Annotated in this window: 13 protein-coding genes and 1 pseudogene; 4 read left to right on the top strand and 10 right to left on the bottom strand. The window is 69.8% G+C overall.

What is annotated here, in order from left to right; genetic code table 11:
- The first annotated feature begins 46 nt into the window (after window positions 1–46).
- Window positions 47–895, top strand: coding sequence for an NAD(P)H-binding protein (locus tag OIE75_RS00895; protein WP_329473910.1), 849 nt, complete (start codon window positions 47–49; stop codon window positions 893–895).
- Between the two features lie 400 nt (window positions 896–1,295).
- Here the strand turns inward: OIE75_RS00895 and OIE75_RS00890 are convergent, their stop codons facing one another.
- Window positions 1,296–1,946: a TetR/AcrR family transcriptional regulator gene (locus OIE75_RS00890; protein ID WP_329468997.1), complete on the bottom strand. Its 651-nt coding sequence runs from the start codon at window positions 1,944–1,946 to the stop codon at window positions 1,296–1,298.
- Window positions 1,947–2,094: 148 nt separating this feature from the next.
- Here OIE75_RS00890 and OIE75_RS00885 point away from each other — a divergent pair, with 148 nt between their 5' ends.
- From OIE75_RS00885 to OIE75_RS00875, 3 genes and pseudogenes are all read left to right on the top strand, one after another.
- Window positions 2,095–3,198, top strand: coding sequence for a hypothetical protein (locus OIE75_RS00885; protein ID WP_329468996.1), 1,104 nt, complete (start codon window positions 2,095–2,097; stop codon window positions 3,196–3,198).
- A gap of 133 nt (window positions 3,199–3,331) precedes the next feature.
- Window positions 3,332–3,880 (top strand): hypothetical protein, encoded by a 549-nt coding sequence (locus OIE75_RS00880; protein ID WP_307008804.1) that lies wholly within the window; start codon window positions 3,332–3,334, stop codon window positions 3,878–3,880.
- A pseudogene (locus OIE75_RS00875) lies at window positions 3,859–4,711 on the top strand (IS5 family transposase). The gene OIE75_RS00880 and the pseudogene OIE75_RS00875 overlap by 22 nt, the downstream one beginning before the upstream one ends.
- Before the next feature lie 870 nt (window positions 4,712–5,581).
- Here OIE75_RS00875 and OIE75_RS00870 read toward each other — a convergent pair.
- The 9 genes from OIE75_RS00870 to OIE75_RS00830 all read right to left on the bottom strand — a co-directional run bounded on the left by OIE75_RS00870 (window position 5,582) and on the right by OIE75_RS00830 (window position 14,498).
- The gene (locus OIE75_RS00870) at window positions 5,582–7,780 is read right to left on the bottom strand and encodes a xanthine dehydrogenase family protein molybdopterin-binding subunit (protein ID WP_329468995.1); all 2,199 of its coding nucleotides are present in this window, start codon (window positions 7,778–7,780) and stop codon (window positions 5,582–5,584) included.
- Window positions 7,777–8,757: an FAD binding domain-containing protein gene (locus OIE75_RS00865; RefSeq protein ID WP_329468994.1), complete on the bottom strand. Its 981-nt coding sequence runs from the start codon at window positions 8,755–8,757 to the stop codon at window positions 7,777–7,779. Before OIE75_RS00865 ends, OIE75_RS00870 begins: the two co-directional genes overlap by 4 nt.
- A gap of 12 nt (window positions 8,758–8,769) precedes the next feature.
- On the bottom strand, window positions 8,770–9,417 hold the full coding sequence (locus OIE75_RS00860; RefSeq protein ID WP_329468993.1) for a (2Fe-2S)-binding protein: 648 nt from the start codon (window positions 9,415–9,417) through the stop codon (window positions 8,770–8,772).
- Window positions 9,418–9,580: 163 nt separating this feature from the next.
- Window positions 9,581–10,348 (bottom strand): SDR family NAD(P)-dependent oxidoreductase, encoded by a 768-nt coding sequence (locus OIE75_RS00855; RefSeq protein WP_307008800.1) that lies wholly within the window; start codon window positions 10,346–10,348, stop codon window positions 9,581–9,583.
- Window positions 10,349–10,385: 37 nt separating this feature from the next.
- Complete coding sequence (locus tag OIE75_RS00850) at window positions 10,386–11,642, bottom strand: MFS transporter (RefSeq protein ID WP_329468992.1); 1,257 nt, start codon at window positions 11,640–11,642, stop codon at window positions 10,386–10,388.
- Between the two features lie 41 nt (window positions 11,643–11,683).
- Complete coding sequence (locus tag OIE75_RS00845) at window positions 11,684–12,220, bottom strand: cyclophilin-like fold protein (protein WP_329468991.1); 537 nt, start codon at window positions 12,218–12,220, stop codon at window positions 11,684–11,686.
- Complete coding sequence (locus tag OIE75_RS00840; protein WP_307008797.1) at window positions 12,217–12,900, bottom strand: SDR family NAD(P)-dependent oxidoreductase; 684 nt, start codon at window positions 12,898–12,900, stop codon at window positions 12,217–12,219. The genes OIE75_RS00845 and OIE75_RS00840 overlap by 4 nt, the downstream gene beginning before the upstream one ends.
- Before the next feature lie 145 nt (window positions 12,901–13,045).
- On the bottom strand, window positions 13,046–13,456 hold the full coding sequence (locus OIE75_RS00835) for a (R)-mandelonitrile lyase (RefSeq protein ID WP_307008796.1): 411 nt from the start codon (window positions 13,454–13,456) through the stop codon (window positions 13,046–13,048).
- A gap of 25 nt (window positions 13,457–13,481) precedes the next feature.
- Window positions 13,482–14,498, bottom strand: coding sequence for a zinc-dependent alcohol dehydrogenase family protein (locus OIE75_RS00830; protein WP_329468990.1), 1,017 nt, complete (start codon window positions 14,496–14,498; stop codon window positions 13,482–13,484).
- Window positions 14,499–14,546: the final 48 nt, after the last annotated feature.

The raw sequence follows: 14,546 nt of genomic DNA, 5'->3' as shown, positions 1-14,546 counted from the left end.
CTGTTTCGGTGACCGGGCATGTCGTGGGCTCGTGGAGGGGGCTGTGGTGATTTTGGTGACGGGCGCTACCGGGACGGTGGGGCGGGAAGTGGTGCGCCGGCTTCCGCGCGACCTTGCTGTGCGCGTGATGGCCAGGGTCCCTTCACGGGTGGGGGAGAGGGCTGTTGGTTGGGAGGTCGTGGCGGGTGACTATGCGGATCCGGCGTCTTTGGACCGTGCTCTGCGGGGGGTGGGCCGCGCGTTCCTGGTGACCAGCAGGGTGGGCGGGGACGATGACGCGCGTTTCTTGCGTGCCGCGCGTGTGGCGGGGGTCCGGCATGTGGTGAAGGTGTCGGCGGCTGCTGTCGCGGACGGGGGTGCGGACGACGTGATCACTCGTTGGCAGCGTAGGGCGGAGGAGTTGCTGCAGGATTCCGGGATGGGGTGGACGGTGCTGCGGCCTCGCTCGTTCATGTCGAATGCTCTGTCCTGGGCTGGGTCGGTGGCCTCCGAGGGGGTGGTGCGCGCGCTGTACGGGACGTCGGCCAATGCCTGCGTCGACCCGCGTGATGTCGCTGCGGTGGCGGTGTGTGCACTGACCGGGGAGGGGCATGAAGGCAGGATTCACACGCTGACCGGACCGCGGCCGCTGACGGCCGTCGAGCAGACGGCGGAACTGGGCCGGGTGCTGGGGCGGCCGCTGCGCTTTGAGGAGTTGACGCTCGATCTGGCGCGCGCCCGTTTGCGGGAGCGTCATTGCGCGGAGATCGTCGAGGCGCTGGTGGCCGGGGCGGAGCGGCAGCGTGCCGGGGCCAAGGCCGGTGTGGATGACACGGTCGGTCGCATTACCGGCCGTCCGGCGCGTTCGTTCAGGGTGTGGGCCGAGGACCACCGGGAGGCGTTTTCGGTGGAGTAAGGGGGTCGTGGCCGTGCTGAGACGGCGGGCCTCGGTCATGGCGTAGGTGTCCGGCGCGGGGAGCTGTCTGGTGGCTCCCGCGGGCAGGCCGCCAGGAGTTCGATGAGCCGCCCGGGACCGTCTGTGGCCGGCGCCGCCGCATGGGGCTGCGCGTGGACTGTGCAACTAGGGCGTCCTGCCGACAGGACCAGCCGCCGCGCCACCGACACGGGGAGGATCTGGCTGGTCGTCCAGCTGGATGGCCACCTGGGGTAGGAGGGGAGCCTTCCTGGACGCCCCGCGCAGCAGTATGTAGGGGCGGCCGAACTTGGGGGCAGACGGCCTGGCACCTGCTACGTTGCCGGGCTCCACCTGCGCGGGGGGCGATGCTTTGGCTGCACAGCCCCCGGCTCCTGCGTGATCACGACTGGCCATGCAAGGCTGATGTGCCGCCCTGGGAGCCTCGTCCATGGACCAGGGGCAGGAAGACATCGTCGACGATCTCGGTGAGGACGGCGTCGGGCGCGGTGGGGAGTCCGAGCATGACGTACTCGTTGCGCAGCAGTGCCATGGGCGTGTACGCGACTCGCGGGTGTAGCGCCTCGGGCGCGGCGTCTCCGCGGGCCACCGCCCGGCTGAGCATGGTCAGCCAGGCTGCCTCGTGCGCGCTTTGCGCCATCGGGTCGCGCAGTTCGGTCAGGAGTTCCGGAGTGCTGCCGGCGGCGGCGATCAGACCGCGCAGGATCTCCCCGTAGGGCGATGACCAGGTGCTGTTCGCGCGCCGCAGCATCTCCAGGGCGTCGCCGCGCAGCGAGCCGGTATCCGGGGGCGCAGTCTCGGGCGCGGCCAGCCGGCGGTACGCCGCCGCACCGAGCGCGACGCGGTTGGGCCAGCGCCGGTACAGCGCGTTCTTGTTCGTTCCGGCCCGCCGGGCCACTTCGTCCATCGTCAGGGCCGGGACGCCGGACTCCTCCAGTACCTCGGCAGCCGCTTGCAGGATGGCCTCCTCCAGCTCGGCCCCGCGTCGCCGGGTCACCGTGGTCTGCCGCAGTTTCCTCCTGGCCTGTGCCACCGGCCGTCCTCTCTCGCCCCGCACATCTGAATCTCGGTATGGAGCGTACTTTCCGGCGGTCTCGCGCGTCCCCTCCCGTGACCTTGAGGGTACGCCGCGTACCTAATACGGTACGATGTGTACCGTACATCGTGAGGAGAGTTCCGTCGTGCGCACCTTCGGCATCACTTACGACACAGGCTTCACCAACGCGGGCACCACCACCCGCGAGCCCTTCGACCCCGCTGTCGTTCGCCGTGAAATGCAGATCATCCGCAACGAGCTGGGCTGTGACGCTGTACGTGTCACCGGCGGAGACCGCGACCGACTTGAGACGGCCGCGCGACACGCGGCCGATGCTCAACTGGAGGTGTGGTACTCGCCCTTCACCAACGGTCTCACCGCCGGAGAACTCTTGGACTTCCTCACGGACGGCGCCGAACGCGCCGAACGGCTACGGCGCGAAGGTGCGGAGGTCGTCTTCCTTGCCGGCTCGGAGATCTCCCTCTTCACCGTCGGCATGCTCCCCGGCGACACGTTCGAGGAACGCGCCGCCGTCCTCGCCGACCCGCAGCGATTGCGGGCCGCGCTGCCCGGAATACCCGCCCAGGTCAACGCCTTCCTCGGCAAGGCGGTCGCTGCGGTGCGTACCAGGTTCGGCGGCCGGATCGGCTACGCCTCACTTCCTTTCGAGGGGGTGGACTGGGCACCGTTCGACATAGTCGCCACCGACGCCGGCTACCGCGACGCGCGGACCGGCGACCGGCTGGCCGACGGCCTGCGGGCATTGACCGCACACGGCAAGCCGGCTGCTGTCACGGAGTTCGGCTGTACCACCTACAGCGGGGCCGCTGATGTCGGCGGTCGGGGCGATGCCGTCATCGTGTGGGACGACCACGCCCGTCCTGTGCGGTTCACCAGCCCCGTGGCCCGTGACGAACGAGAACAAGCCGCATACTTGCGTGAACTCATCGACATCCTCGACGACTCCGCGATCGACGCGGCCTTCGTCAACACCTTCGCCCGCTATGACCTCCCGCACTCGGCCGCCGATGACGACCGTGACTTCGACAAGGCGTCCTTCGGCGTGGTCAAGGTCCTCGACGGCGGCCGCACCGGAATCGCGTACCCGGGCCTGCCCTGGGAGCCCAAAGCCGCTTTCTACGCGCTCGCGGAGTACGGCCGCAGCCGGAGCCTCACGGGCTCCGGCTCTGCGGCAGGAGGTGAAGGTCGGGTGGCTGTCGTCCGTGACGGCAACCACCCGACTGCTTGATCGCAACTGAAGACAGGCCCTTGGACGCCCCCAACGAGACTTGACGACACCCAGTCTTTCGGCTGCCGTGGGTCCGAGTGGCGGGAACGCGCCAAGATTCTGTTGGGAGGACCGGCCCTGGCAGACTGCGGGCATGCAGGACATAGAACTGCCCCACCAGGGCCGGGGGAACGGCACGGTTCCCGTCAGTCACGCTCCGAAGAGTGAGACCACAGTGGTAGAGATCAAGGGCGGGACTCTCGCCGGTTTCTACGTCTACGGACTGATCAACACTCCCGATCGGCTCGAACAGGGCCGCATGCTCGTGAAGCACAACCTCGGCGGTCACCGTGTACGGGCGATCGTGCCCAGGGAGTACACGCACCTCAAGGTCAAGAAGATGTCCAATGGTTCGCCGTTTCCCCGCTGGAAAATCGGCTTTCGCGCCGCAGGCTCGCTGCCCAAGTTGGTGAAGAGCGTCGAGGGCCGTCATCCGGATGTCCTCCTGTATACCGGTGAGCGCACTACGTTGAAGCTGGAGGTGGGCAAGGGGTACGCAGGCTTCTCACACCGGCCACTCAGTGGTGGGGAAGCGACGCCCCTGGAGGGATGCGACGGGCCCTTCCGCGGCACCGTCGAACTTCCGGGCCCTGGCCTGATCGAGGTGGACTGCCTGGTCCGATGGTCGGCCACCTTGCACTAGGGTTTGATGCCATGTCCAATGCCGAACGGGAGTTCGTCCGGCTACTGCTGCCCGTTTTGCTGCGGGGGCGGAAGCGGATGGACGTCCGCAGGATCCTGAACGGGATCGTGTGGAAGTTCCGGACCGGGACAGCGTGGCGGGACGTGCCTGAGCGTTATGGGCCGTGGGCCACGCTCCACACCCGATTCCGCAGGTGGGCGACGGACGGCACGTTCGACCGGATGCTGCGGGCCACTCGGGCGAAAGCGGATGCGGCGGGTGACATCGACTGGCTGGTGTCCGTCGACTCCACGGTCGTCCGGGCTCACCAGCACGCAGCCGGGGCACGAAAAAAAAGGGGGCTCCGTGACCAGGCGCTCAGATCGTCCCGGGGTGGTCTGACCAGCAAGACCCACCTAGCCTGCGACGGATCCGGCCGCCCGCTCAGCTTCGTCGTGACGAGCGGGAACAGCAACGACTGCACCCAGTTCACCACGGTGACGGAAGCGATCCGGGTGTCCCGCCTCGCCGGGCGGCCACGGGTTAGGCCCGCTCTCGTCCTGGGCGACAAGGGCTACAGCTCGAAGGCGATCCGCACCTGGCTCCGCCCCAAGAACTTCCCGCACACCATTCCCGAGCGGGCCGATCAGACCCGGAACCGGGCCCGGCGCGGCAGCCGGGGTGGCCGGCCGCCAGTCTTCGACCGCACTGTCTACAAGCAGCGCAACATCGTGGAGCGGTGCTTCAACCGTTTGAAACAGTGGCGCGGCATCGATCGCCACCCGCTATGACAAGACCACCGAGTCCTACGAAGCAGCGGTCACCCTCGCATCACTCCTGATGTGGGCGTGACATTTGACGACAGAATCTAGGACCAGCTACGCCCGTGACCGGCGACCCATGACCCGCAGCGCCGCACTGTGGCCCTGGAATAGAGCAGTGCTACGGCAGTCTCGGCGTACCGAGCTGGGCGCATCCCCCGCTCAGGCAGGCACCGCTCACGCCAGGTCAGGCGCCATGCCGAATCACACCGCCCGTCCGCGATTCCACGTGCGTGACAGCCGACGGCGTGAGCGTGGTGACCGAGGGCGCCGAGCGACGCGGCGGCCGGGCCCGCAGCGCAGAGGTGAGCCTGATGCGTGGGTGGGGCCGTGAGGCGCGACCATCAGTGGTCTGAGTCCGCTGTCCGTGCGCGTGCAAGGGCCAAAGAGCGCGAAGGCGCGGTGCCCTGCGGTTAGGCCCTGTCCGACGGATCATGCTGGAGGACATGGTGCCCGGTACAGCGCACCCGGCCCCACACCGAGCTGTCTGCAGGGCCCCCTCGACGCGACAAGACCCACTGGGCCCGGTGGGCATCCTCCGGGCTTCAGCGGGGGCCAGCCGGGGGGCCAAGGGGAGGACATCTGGATGGGCGTGGGCCTCCGCTGTTGGTGGGACGGGAGAAACGGAAGGGGAAACACCATGCGCCTACCTGTTTCACGCCGGGCTGTCCTGACCGTCAGCATGGCCTCGGCCCTGGTGCGATGCTCACGGCACCAGTGGTGCAGTGTGTCCGCGATATTCAGCATGGGCTCTCTCCGCAGGTGAAACACGGTGGTCGGACGAGGTGGGTGGGCCGCCGCCGTCCGACGGGGGACGGAGCGGCGGCGACCCGGCGATCCGGCAGACGCCGTGTGTGTGGGTGCTGCCGGACGGATCGCCGCGCACCGCAGGGTGCACGGGTTACAGGAGTGCTTCGGCCGTGATGGGGAGTTGGCGTACGCGGCGGCCGGTGGCGTTGAAAACGGCGTTGGCGATGGCGGGCGCGACGCCGACGTGGACGACTTCGCCGAGTCCCTTGACGCCGAGCGGGTCCGCTTCGCGGTCGTCGCCGTCGAGGTAGATGGCCTGGACGTCGGGGACGTCGGCGCTGACGGGGACGAGGTAGTCGGCCAGGTTCGCGTTCACGATCCGGCCGTCGCGGTGGTCGGTGACGGTGTGCTCCAGCAGGGCGGTGCCGATGCCACCGGTGATGCCGCCGATCGCCTGGCTTTCGGCGAGTTTGGGGCTGATGATGCGGCCTGCGTCGTACACGCCGAGCATGCGCCGCACCCGCACGAGACCGAGGGCGGCGTCGACGGCGACTTCGGCGAAGGTGGCGTTGTAGGCGTAGAAGGAGTGCCGCTCCTTCGCCGCGGGACCAGCGTAAGCGCCGTCTGCTTCCAGGTGGGAACGCCTGTTTCGGGTCAGCAGACTCTGGTACGTCTCGCCCTGCGCCGGGTTGTCCTTGGTGTGCAGCCGCCCGCCCCGTACGACGACGTCATCGGCACTCACCCCGTACAGAGGTGACTCGCGGTCTTCGACGGCCAGTTCGATGGCTTGGCGGCGGACCTGGTTGCAGCCGTCGAGGACGGCGGAGCCGACGCTCGCCATGGTCATCGATCCGCCGTGCGGCGGGGTCGGGGGGAAGAGGGAGTCGCCGAGGCGGAAGGTGACGGTGCGCATGGTCAGGCCGAGGGCGTCGGCGGCGACCTGACTCTGGGAGGTGTAGGTGCCCGGTCCCATGTCGCTGGCGGCGGCGTCGACCACCGCGGTGCCGTCCGCGTCCAGACGGATGCGGGCCTGGGCGGGCATGCGGGCGGTGTCGTAGACGCCGGCGGCCATGCCCATGCCGATCAGCCAGTCACCCTCACGGCGCGAGCGGGGCTTGGCTCGGCGCTGGTCCCAGCCGAACTGGCGGGCCCCGATGGTGTAGCACTCGCGCATCCGGCGGGTGGAGAAGGGCAGGTTCTTCGACTCGTCCTCGGACGGTTCGTTGCGGCGGCGCAGTTCGATCGGGTCGATGCCGAGCTTGGCGGCGAGTTCGTCCATGGCCGATTCGATGACGAACGATGCGGTGGCGAAGCCGGGGCCGCGCATGTAGAGCGGGGTGTTCACATCCAGCGGCACCGTCCGGTACGCCTGGCTGACGTTCGGCGTGCTGTAGAGCATCTGCCCCGGTATCAGGACGGATTCGGTGAACGTCTCGTACGAGGACGTCTCGGCGTCCATCTCGTGGGCCATCGCCGTCAGGCGGCCCTGCCGGTTGCTGCCCAGCTTCAGCCGGTACTCGTAGGAGGGGCGGAAGCCGGTGTTGAAGTACTGCTGCCGGCGCTTGAGGACGAGTTTGACCGGGCGGCGCGTCACGCGTGCGGCCAGGGCGGCGACGACGGTGTGGGGCCAGCAGCGCAGACCGCTGCCGAAGCCGCCGCCGACGTACGGCGAGATCACCCGCACGGAGTCGGCGGGCAGGCCGAAGACGGTGGACAGTTCGGTCTGCGTGCCGACCACCCACTGCGTCTTGTCCCACACGGTCAGCTTGCTGCCACTCCAGCGGGCGATGGTGGCGTGCGGCTCCATTGCGTTGTGGTGGTTGCGCGCCATCCGATAGGTCGCATCGATCCGCACAGGCGCCGAGCGCAGGGCCGCCGCCGCGTCACCGCGTGCGTACTCGGTCGGCTTGTCCGCCTGCGCCTTCGTCAGGTCGGTGGACGGCTTCTCGGAGTCGTAGGCGACCTTGACCAGGCTCGCGCCGTGCTGCGCGGCCTCCAGGGTGGTGGCGACGACGACGGCGACGGGCTGGCCGTGGAAGAGGACCTGGTCGTCCTGGAAGACCCGCAGCCTGCGCCCGCCGGGCGGGTTGTTCGAGGCGGGGTTGTCCTTGTAGGGGAGTTTCGGCGCGTTGCCGTGGTGGATCACCGCCAGCACGCCCGGCTGGGCCAGGGCGTCACTGGTGTTGATGGAGGCGATGCGGCCACGGCCGATGCTCGCGTCGACGATGACCGCGTGGACGGCGCCCTTGATGTCGTGCTCGGCGGCGTAGGGGGCCTTGCCGGTGACCTTGAGTCGTCCCTCCACGCGGGAGAGCGGGGCGCCGACGGCTGCCTGCGGCTGGGGGCTCACTTCGTACCTCCTACGATGCGCAGCTGGCGTTCGACGGTCCGCTTCAGCAGGTCGGTCTTGAACCGGTTGTGGGCCAGCGGGCGGGCCCCGTCCGCGGCCTTCGCGGCGGCGGCGGCCCACAGGGATGGGGAGGGGCGTTCGCCGAGGAGGTGCTGTTCGACGGCGGGCAGCTTCCATGGGACGGTGCCCACGGCGCCGGCCGCGACCTTGGCCTCGCGGATCACTCCGCGGCGCACGTGCAGGGCGACGGCGGCCGAGGTCAGGGCGAATTCGTAGGACTGCCGGTCACGGACCTTCAGATATCCGGACCCGAGCGGGCGGGGCAGAGCGGGAATCTCCACTGTGGTGATCAACTCGCCGCTCTTGAGCGCCTGTTCCCGGTTCGGTGTTGAGCCGGGGCGCAGCAGGAAGTCGGCGAACGGGATCTGCCGTTGCCCGTCGGCGCCCAGCACATGAACCCGGGCTTCCAGGGCGGCGAACGCGACGGCGACGTCGGAGGGGTGGGTCGCCACGCAGACTTCCGAGGTGCCGAGGATGGCATGGGAGCGGTTGTAGCCTTCGCGGGCGGCGCAGCCCGAACCCGGGGCGCGCTTGTTGCAGGCAGCGGTCACGTCGCGGAAGTAGGTGCAGCGGGTGCGCTGCATGATGTTCCCGCCGATGGTGGCCATGTTCCGCAGCTGCGCCGACGCGCTCAGCTCCAGCGCCTGGGAGACGACCGGGAAGAGGGTGCGTACCTTGGGGTGGGCGGCGGCTTTCGACATGGTGACCAGGGCACCGATGCCCAGGCCGCCGCGTTCGGTGACGGTGACCTCGTCCAGCGGCAGGCCGCTGATGTCGACCAGCGTCTCGGGGCGCTCGACGGTCTCGCGCATCAGGTCGACCAGGGTGGTGCCCCCGGCGATGTAGCGGCCACCGCGACGGCCCGCGGCGAGGGCCTCTTCCGTGTCGGAGACACGGGTGTAGTCAAAGGGATACATGATGCCGGGCCCTCACTTCCGGCCCGCGGCTTGTTCCACCGCGCGCACGATCTTGACGTAGCACCCGCAGCGGCACAGGTTGCCGCTCATCCACTCCCGGATCTCCTCCGGGGAGTCGGTATGGCCCTCCTTGATGCAGCCGACGCCGGAGACGATCTGGCCGGGGGTGCAGTAGCCGCACTGGAAGGCGTCTTCGTCGATGAACGCCTGCTGCAGCGAGTGGAGTTGGTCGCTGTCGGCCAGTCCCTCGATGGTGGTGACTTCGGCCCCCTCCAGCCGGACCGCGAGGGTGAGGCAGGCGTTCTGCCGGCGTCCGTCGACCAGGACGGTGCAGGCCCCGCAGGCTCCGGCGTCGCAGCCCTTCTTCGCCCCGGTCAGATCGAGGTGCTCGCGCAGCAGGTCCAGTAGGGAGGTGCGGTTGTCGACCGTGACCGTGTGGCGGGTGCCGTTGACGGTCAGGGTGAGGAGGCTGGAGGGCGCCGAGGGGGCGGCTGCTGCCTTGGACTCGGACAGCAGGTCGGTGCCGAGGACGGTGCCGGTGACCACGGCGGTCCCGACGGCCGTGCCGGTGGCGATGAAGGTGCGCCGGGTCGGCGCCATGCGCGACTTCGGGTCGGTGGGTATGGCGACGGGTTCTTGCGGGACGGGTTCGGTGGGCATGTGGGGAGACCTTCACGTCGTGGACAGGGTCAACAGCACAGCGGTGGCGCCCGTGCGGGAGCGGGCATGGCCCGATGGCCTCCTGGCAGCCAGGAGGCTTACGCGGGTTCGGTTCGTTGAAGAGTGGGGCGCGGGCGTCGTGTCGTACGCGGCCCGGGGGTGGTTACTGGGCGGTGTAGCCGCCGTCGACGGGCAGGGCGATGCCGGTGACGTAGCTGGCGCCGTCGCTGCACAGCCACAGCACGGCCTGGGCGATCTCGTCTGCGGTGCCGAGCCGGTCGATGGCCTGGCCCGCTTCGGCCTGGCTGCGGTCGAGTTCTCCGCCCGCGACCATGGCGTCGACCATCGGGGTGCTGATCGTGCCGGGGCAGACGGCGTTGATCCGGACGCCGCGGGAGCCGTATTCGAGGGCGGCGCTCTTGGTCAGGCCGATCACGCCGTGCTTGGTGGCGTGGTAGGCGGCGCGGCCAGGGTTGCCGACCAGCCCGCCGAGCGAGGAGCAGTTGACGATCGTCCCGCTGCCCTGGGTGCGCATGTGGCGCAGTTCGTGCTTCACGCTCGCCCAGATGCCCCGCAGGTTGATGTTCTGGACACGGTCGAACTGGTCCGCGCTCTCGTCTGCGGCGTCGGTGGGAGGGGGCATGATCCCGGCGTTGTTGTAGGCCATGTCGAGCCGGCCGAAGGCTTCGACCGTGCGGTCGACCACGGCGGCGACCTGGTCCTCGTCGCTGACATCGCAGATCAGCCCGAGGACCTGATGGCCGTCGTCCGCGAGCTGCTTGGCCGCAGCGTTCACGGCATCCTCGTTGATGTCGGCGAGCGCGACGGCGGCCCCGGCTTCGGCGAAAGCGCGGGCGGTGGCCAGGCCCATGCCGGAGGAGGCGCCGGTGACGAAGGCGACCTGTCCGGTGAAGTCGTAGGTGGGGTTCATGGCGGTTGCTCCCAACGAAGGTGTACGGGCGTGGGGTTCAGCGAGCGGTCGTCGTGGCGGCTTCAGCTGTCTGCCGCAGTACTTCGGTGTCGGTGGTGTGGTGGGCGACGATCCGCAAGGGGGCGGTGCCGCACAGGGCGAGGGCGATCAAGGGCAGCAGAGTGAGTACGGCGAAGACAGCGCCGACCAGGGCCGGTCCGGTCAGGCCGAGCGAGGAGTCCAGGGCCCGGCCCGCGACGAGGGAGCCGGCGGCGATGCCGGTGTTGTAGCCGGAGGTGGTCAGCGCCGAGGTGAGGGTGGGGGCCTCCCCGGCGAAGCGGACGGCCAGGGAGGTGACGACCGGGTTGACGGTGAACCCGGCCGCGGCCATACCGAAGACCAGGACCACGGCGGCCGACGGACTGCTGGAGGCCGGAATCAGGGCCAGCAGGATGAGGGCGGTGGCCGCCGACGCGGTGATCGTCGTGACCATCGGGCGGCGGTCCCCCAGACGCCCGCCGATCGCGGTACCGCCCAAAGCACCGACACCGAAGGCGATCAACACCAGCGGCACGGCACCCTCCGGTATGCCCGCCCGGTCGGTCAGCAGCGGAGTGATGTAGGTGTACGTCGCCAGCACTCCGCCCATGATCAGCACGGCCGCGCCGAGCGCCAGCCACAGCCGCCCCTGCTTGAGGGCGCGGACCTCGGCCCGCACCGACACCTCGGCCCGCTGCTCGGTGCGGGGGACGAACCGGCCGACGAACGCGGCGGCCAGTGCGGCGAGGACGGCCAGCGCCCAGAACGGGCCGCGCCAGCCGGTGTACTGACCGACGAACGAGCCGATCGGCACGCCGACGACGTTGGCCAGCGTGAGGCCGCCCATCATGACGCTGACCGCCCGCGTGGCGCTCGCAGGGCCGGCGGCGGCGGTGGCGATGACGAAGCCGACCGCCCAGAACGCACCGGTGGCCAGGGCGGTCACCACCCGGGCGATCAGCACGACGGTGAAGGAGGTGCTGAGCGCGGCGACGGCGTGCCCGAGGGCGAAGACAGCGAGGGCGCCGATGAGGGTGTGGCGCTGAGGCAGGCGCAGGGTGGCCATGGCCATCGTGGGCCCGCCGACGATCATGCCGACGGCGAACGCGGTGATCAACAGGCCGGCATGCGACAGGCTCACGTTCAGGTCGGCCGCCATCTCGGGCAGCAGACCGGCGATGACGAACTCGGTGGTGCCCATCAGGAACGTGCCGGCGGCGAGCACCCAGACGACGGAGGGCAGCTTGCCGGGGGCGGACCCGGTGGCGGAGGACATGCGAAAACTTCTTCCCGTACGAGGAGGTGGGGCGGGCGAGGTCAGGAGGCGGCCTCGATGGTGATCCGGCCGGCCCCGGACAACTGGTCGGCGCCGGCGTCGATGTGGCCGAGGATCAGCAGATCTTGGGAGGCGGAGGGGCCGTTCTTGTAAAAGATGGCGAGGTTTCCCCACGGTGCGAAGTAGGCGATGTCCCCGACCTTTGCCGCGGCCGGTTCGGGGGCGCCTTCGGTGGTCAGCTTCCTGGGCGGGTCGGCGATCCGCTCGGTTCCGTGGAAGTCCTCCAGGTCCAGGGTGAGCGGGAGCAGGGAGGCGAGGTCGCGGGCAGCGGGGCTGTCGTTCAAAGTCGCGTCGACGGGTCGGCCGTCGATGGTGACGCGGATGTCCATCGGAGTTCTCCTGTCTGAGCCGGACGCGCTTGCTGACACCGAGGTCTGCGGCTGCCCGGACGCCGACGACGTGGAGTCGGTGGCCGGTGTCTGCTCGGCGGGTGAGTCGTCGGAGCAGGCGGACGCGGCCAGCAGCAGGAGACCGGTGGTGGCGGTGGCAGTCAGAGCCCGGCGAACGGGCAAGGTCATGGGGTGCCGTCCTGCGGCTCGGGCATGGGCTCGGCATAGTGGCGAAAACCCTTCCGGCCGGTGTGCAGGCCGTACAGCAGCTCGGCCAGCGCCTCGGGGCTGGAGTGCTCGGAGTCGGGGCTGATCGCCCCGGGCACGATGAGCTGTGCGGCGTGGATGTTCTCGTCGGCGAGCGCGGTGTGGAGCATCGCCGCATACGCGCTTTCGGCGGCGAACGCGATCGAGGTACCGGCCACGCTGGCCTTCGGGCGTACCGCGCTGCCGCCGTTGACGAACAGCAGTGTGCCTCGCCCGAGCTCCCGCATTCCGGGCAGAACGGTGTTCACGCAGGTGACGGGCCCCTTGACGGAGAACGCCAGCGGATCGTCCAGGTCGGTTGCGGTGGTGTCCAGGACCGGCTTCATGAAGTCGCCGCGGGGCACCGGGCTGAACTGAAGGATCTCGATGGGCCCTAGCATGTCCGCGGCCTCTTGCAGGGCTGCGGTGAGGGAGGCGGGGTCGAGGACATCGGCGGTGAAGCCGCGGGCGTTGATGTGTTCCCTCACCAGTTCGGCGGCCAGGTGGTGCTGGTGCTGGGCGCTGCGCGAGAGGAGGGCGACGCTGTGGCCCGCATTCCCGAAGCGGCGGGCGGCGGCGAGCCCGAGGCCGGGGCCGGCGCCGACGATGGCGAAGGTGGTCACGGGTGTTCTCCTCAGTGATATGGGGGGCGGGCCACATCGGGCCCCGGGGGGAAAGGCGGTGTGGATCACGGCAAGGGCCGCGACAGCGCGGCGTTCCTCCGCGGGTGTGCGGCCCTCGGCGAACCTGAGCCAGGGAGCCCCGGGTTTAGCCGGTGGCCGGGGCTTGGGCGTACTCCTCGTCGGTGACGGGGGTCAGCCAGTGCACGACGTCGTGGGCGTCGTCGCCCTCGTTGATGGCCAGGTGGACCATCAGCCGGTTCGGGGCAGCACCGTGCCAGTGCTCTTCGTCGGCCTCGAACAGGACGCGGTCGCCGGGCCGGATGACTTCTATCGGTCCGCCGCGGCGCTGGCACAGGCCGACGCCTTCGGTGACGAAGACGGTCTGGCCCAGCGGATGGCGGTGCCAGTGGGTGCGGGCACCGGGCATGAAGTGCACCAAGGACGCGGTGACCCGGGACGGTGAGGGGGCTGCGGCGACGGCGTCGATGTAGACGTCGCCGGTGAACCAGTCCGCCGGACCCTTGACGGTGTCGATCGAGCTGCGGGTGACATGCACAGTTGCTCCGTGTATAGAGAGGAGGTCAGGGCTTGAGGAGGGCCTTGATCGCGCGGCGCTCGTCCATGGCCTTGTAGCCTTCGGCGACCTGGTCCAGGGGCAGAGTGAGGTCGAAGACCTTGCCCGGGTCGACTCGTCCCGACAGGACGCGGTCGATCAGGTCGGGCAGGTAGCGGCGTACCGGGGCGGGGCCGCCACGCAGGCCGACGTGGGAGAAGAACAGTTCCTGGCCGTCGACGGCGACCTCGTGCGGGACGCCGACGAAGCCGACGTTGCCGCCGGGGCGGGCGGAGTGGAGGGCCTGCTGCATGGCCTGGGCGGTGCCGACGCACTCCAGCACGGAGTCCGCGCCGATTCCGCCGGTCATCTCCTTGACCCGGGCGACACCCTCCTCGCCACGCTCGGTGACGATGTCGGTCGCGCCGAACTCCCGGGCGAGCTGCTGCCGAGACTCGTGGCGGGACATGGCGATGATGCGCTCCGCGCCCATCTCCTTGGCTGCGATCACGCCGCACAGGCCGACCGCGCCGTCGCCGACCACCACGGTGGTCGAGCCGGGCTTGACCTCGGCGGCGTCGGCGGCCCACCAGCCGGTGCCCATCACGTCCGAGACGGCCAGAAGCCCCGGCCAGAACCGCTCGTCCGGCACACCGTCGGTAGCCACGAGGGTGCCCTGCGCGTTGGGGATGCGGACGTAGTCGGCCTGGCAGGTTGACATGAACTCGCGGTTCAGGCAGTTCGACTGGAACCCGTTGCGGCAGTTCGCGCAGGTGTTGTCGGAGGTCGCGAACGAGCCGACGACGAACTGGCCTGGCTTGACCGAGGTGACGTCGGAGCCGACCTCCTCCACGAAGCCGACGTACTCATGGCCCATGGGATGGGCGTGCTCGGTCGGCTCCGCGCCCCGGTAGGGCCACAGGTCCGACCCGCACACGCAGGTCACCGCCGTGCGGATGATCGCGTCGGTCGGGTGCTCGATCTTCGGGTCCTCCAGAGTCTCGAAGCGGATGTCGCCAGGGGAGTGGATCACTGCGCCGCGCATGAGAGGTTCCTTTGCCTACGGGTTGCAGGTGCGGGCCCCAAAGCCTCG

Origin of the sequence: Streptomyces sp. NBC_01723, assembly GCF_036246005.1 — a bacterium.
Lineage (GTDB): Bacteria > Actinomycetota > Actinomycetes > Streptomycetales > Streptomycetaceae > Streptomyces.
Note: the sequence above shows the minus strand (reverse complement) of the source record. Positions and strands in the feature narration are given on the sequence as shown.

Excerpts from the sequence above, each read along its gene's own strand:
- OIE75_RS00880 (WP_307008804.1), top strand. The coding sequence starts at position 3,332 with ATGCAGGACATAGAACTGCCCCACCAGGGCCGGGGGAACGGCACGGTT.
- OIE75_RS00865 (WP_329468994.1), bottom strand. The coding sequence starts at position 8,757 with ATGTATCCCTTTGACTACACCCGTGTCTCCGACACGGAAGAGGCCCTC.
- OIE75_RS00860 (WP_329468993.1), bottom strand. The coding sequence starts at position 9,417 with ATGCCCACCGAACCCGTCCCGCAAGAACCCGTCGCCATACCCACCGAC.
- OIE75_RS00855 (WP_307008800.1), bottom strand. The coding sequence starts at position 10,348 with ATGAACCCCACCTACGACTTCACCGGACAGGTCGCCTTCGTCACCGGC.
- OIE75_RS00850 (WP_329468992.1), bottom strand. The coding sequence starts at position 11,642 with ATGTCCTCCGCCACCGGGTCCGCCCCCGGCAAGCTGCCCTCCGTCGTC.
- OIE75_RS00845 (WP_329468991.1), bottom strand. The coding sequence starts at position 12,220 with ATGACCTTGCCCGTTCGCCGGGCTCTGACTGCCACCGCCACCACCGGT.
- OIE75_RS00830 (WP_329468990.1), bottom strand. The coding sequence starts at position 14,498 with ATGCGCGGCGCAGTGATCCACTCCCCTGGCGACATCCGCTTCGAGACT.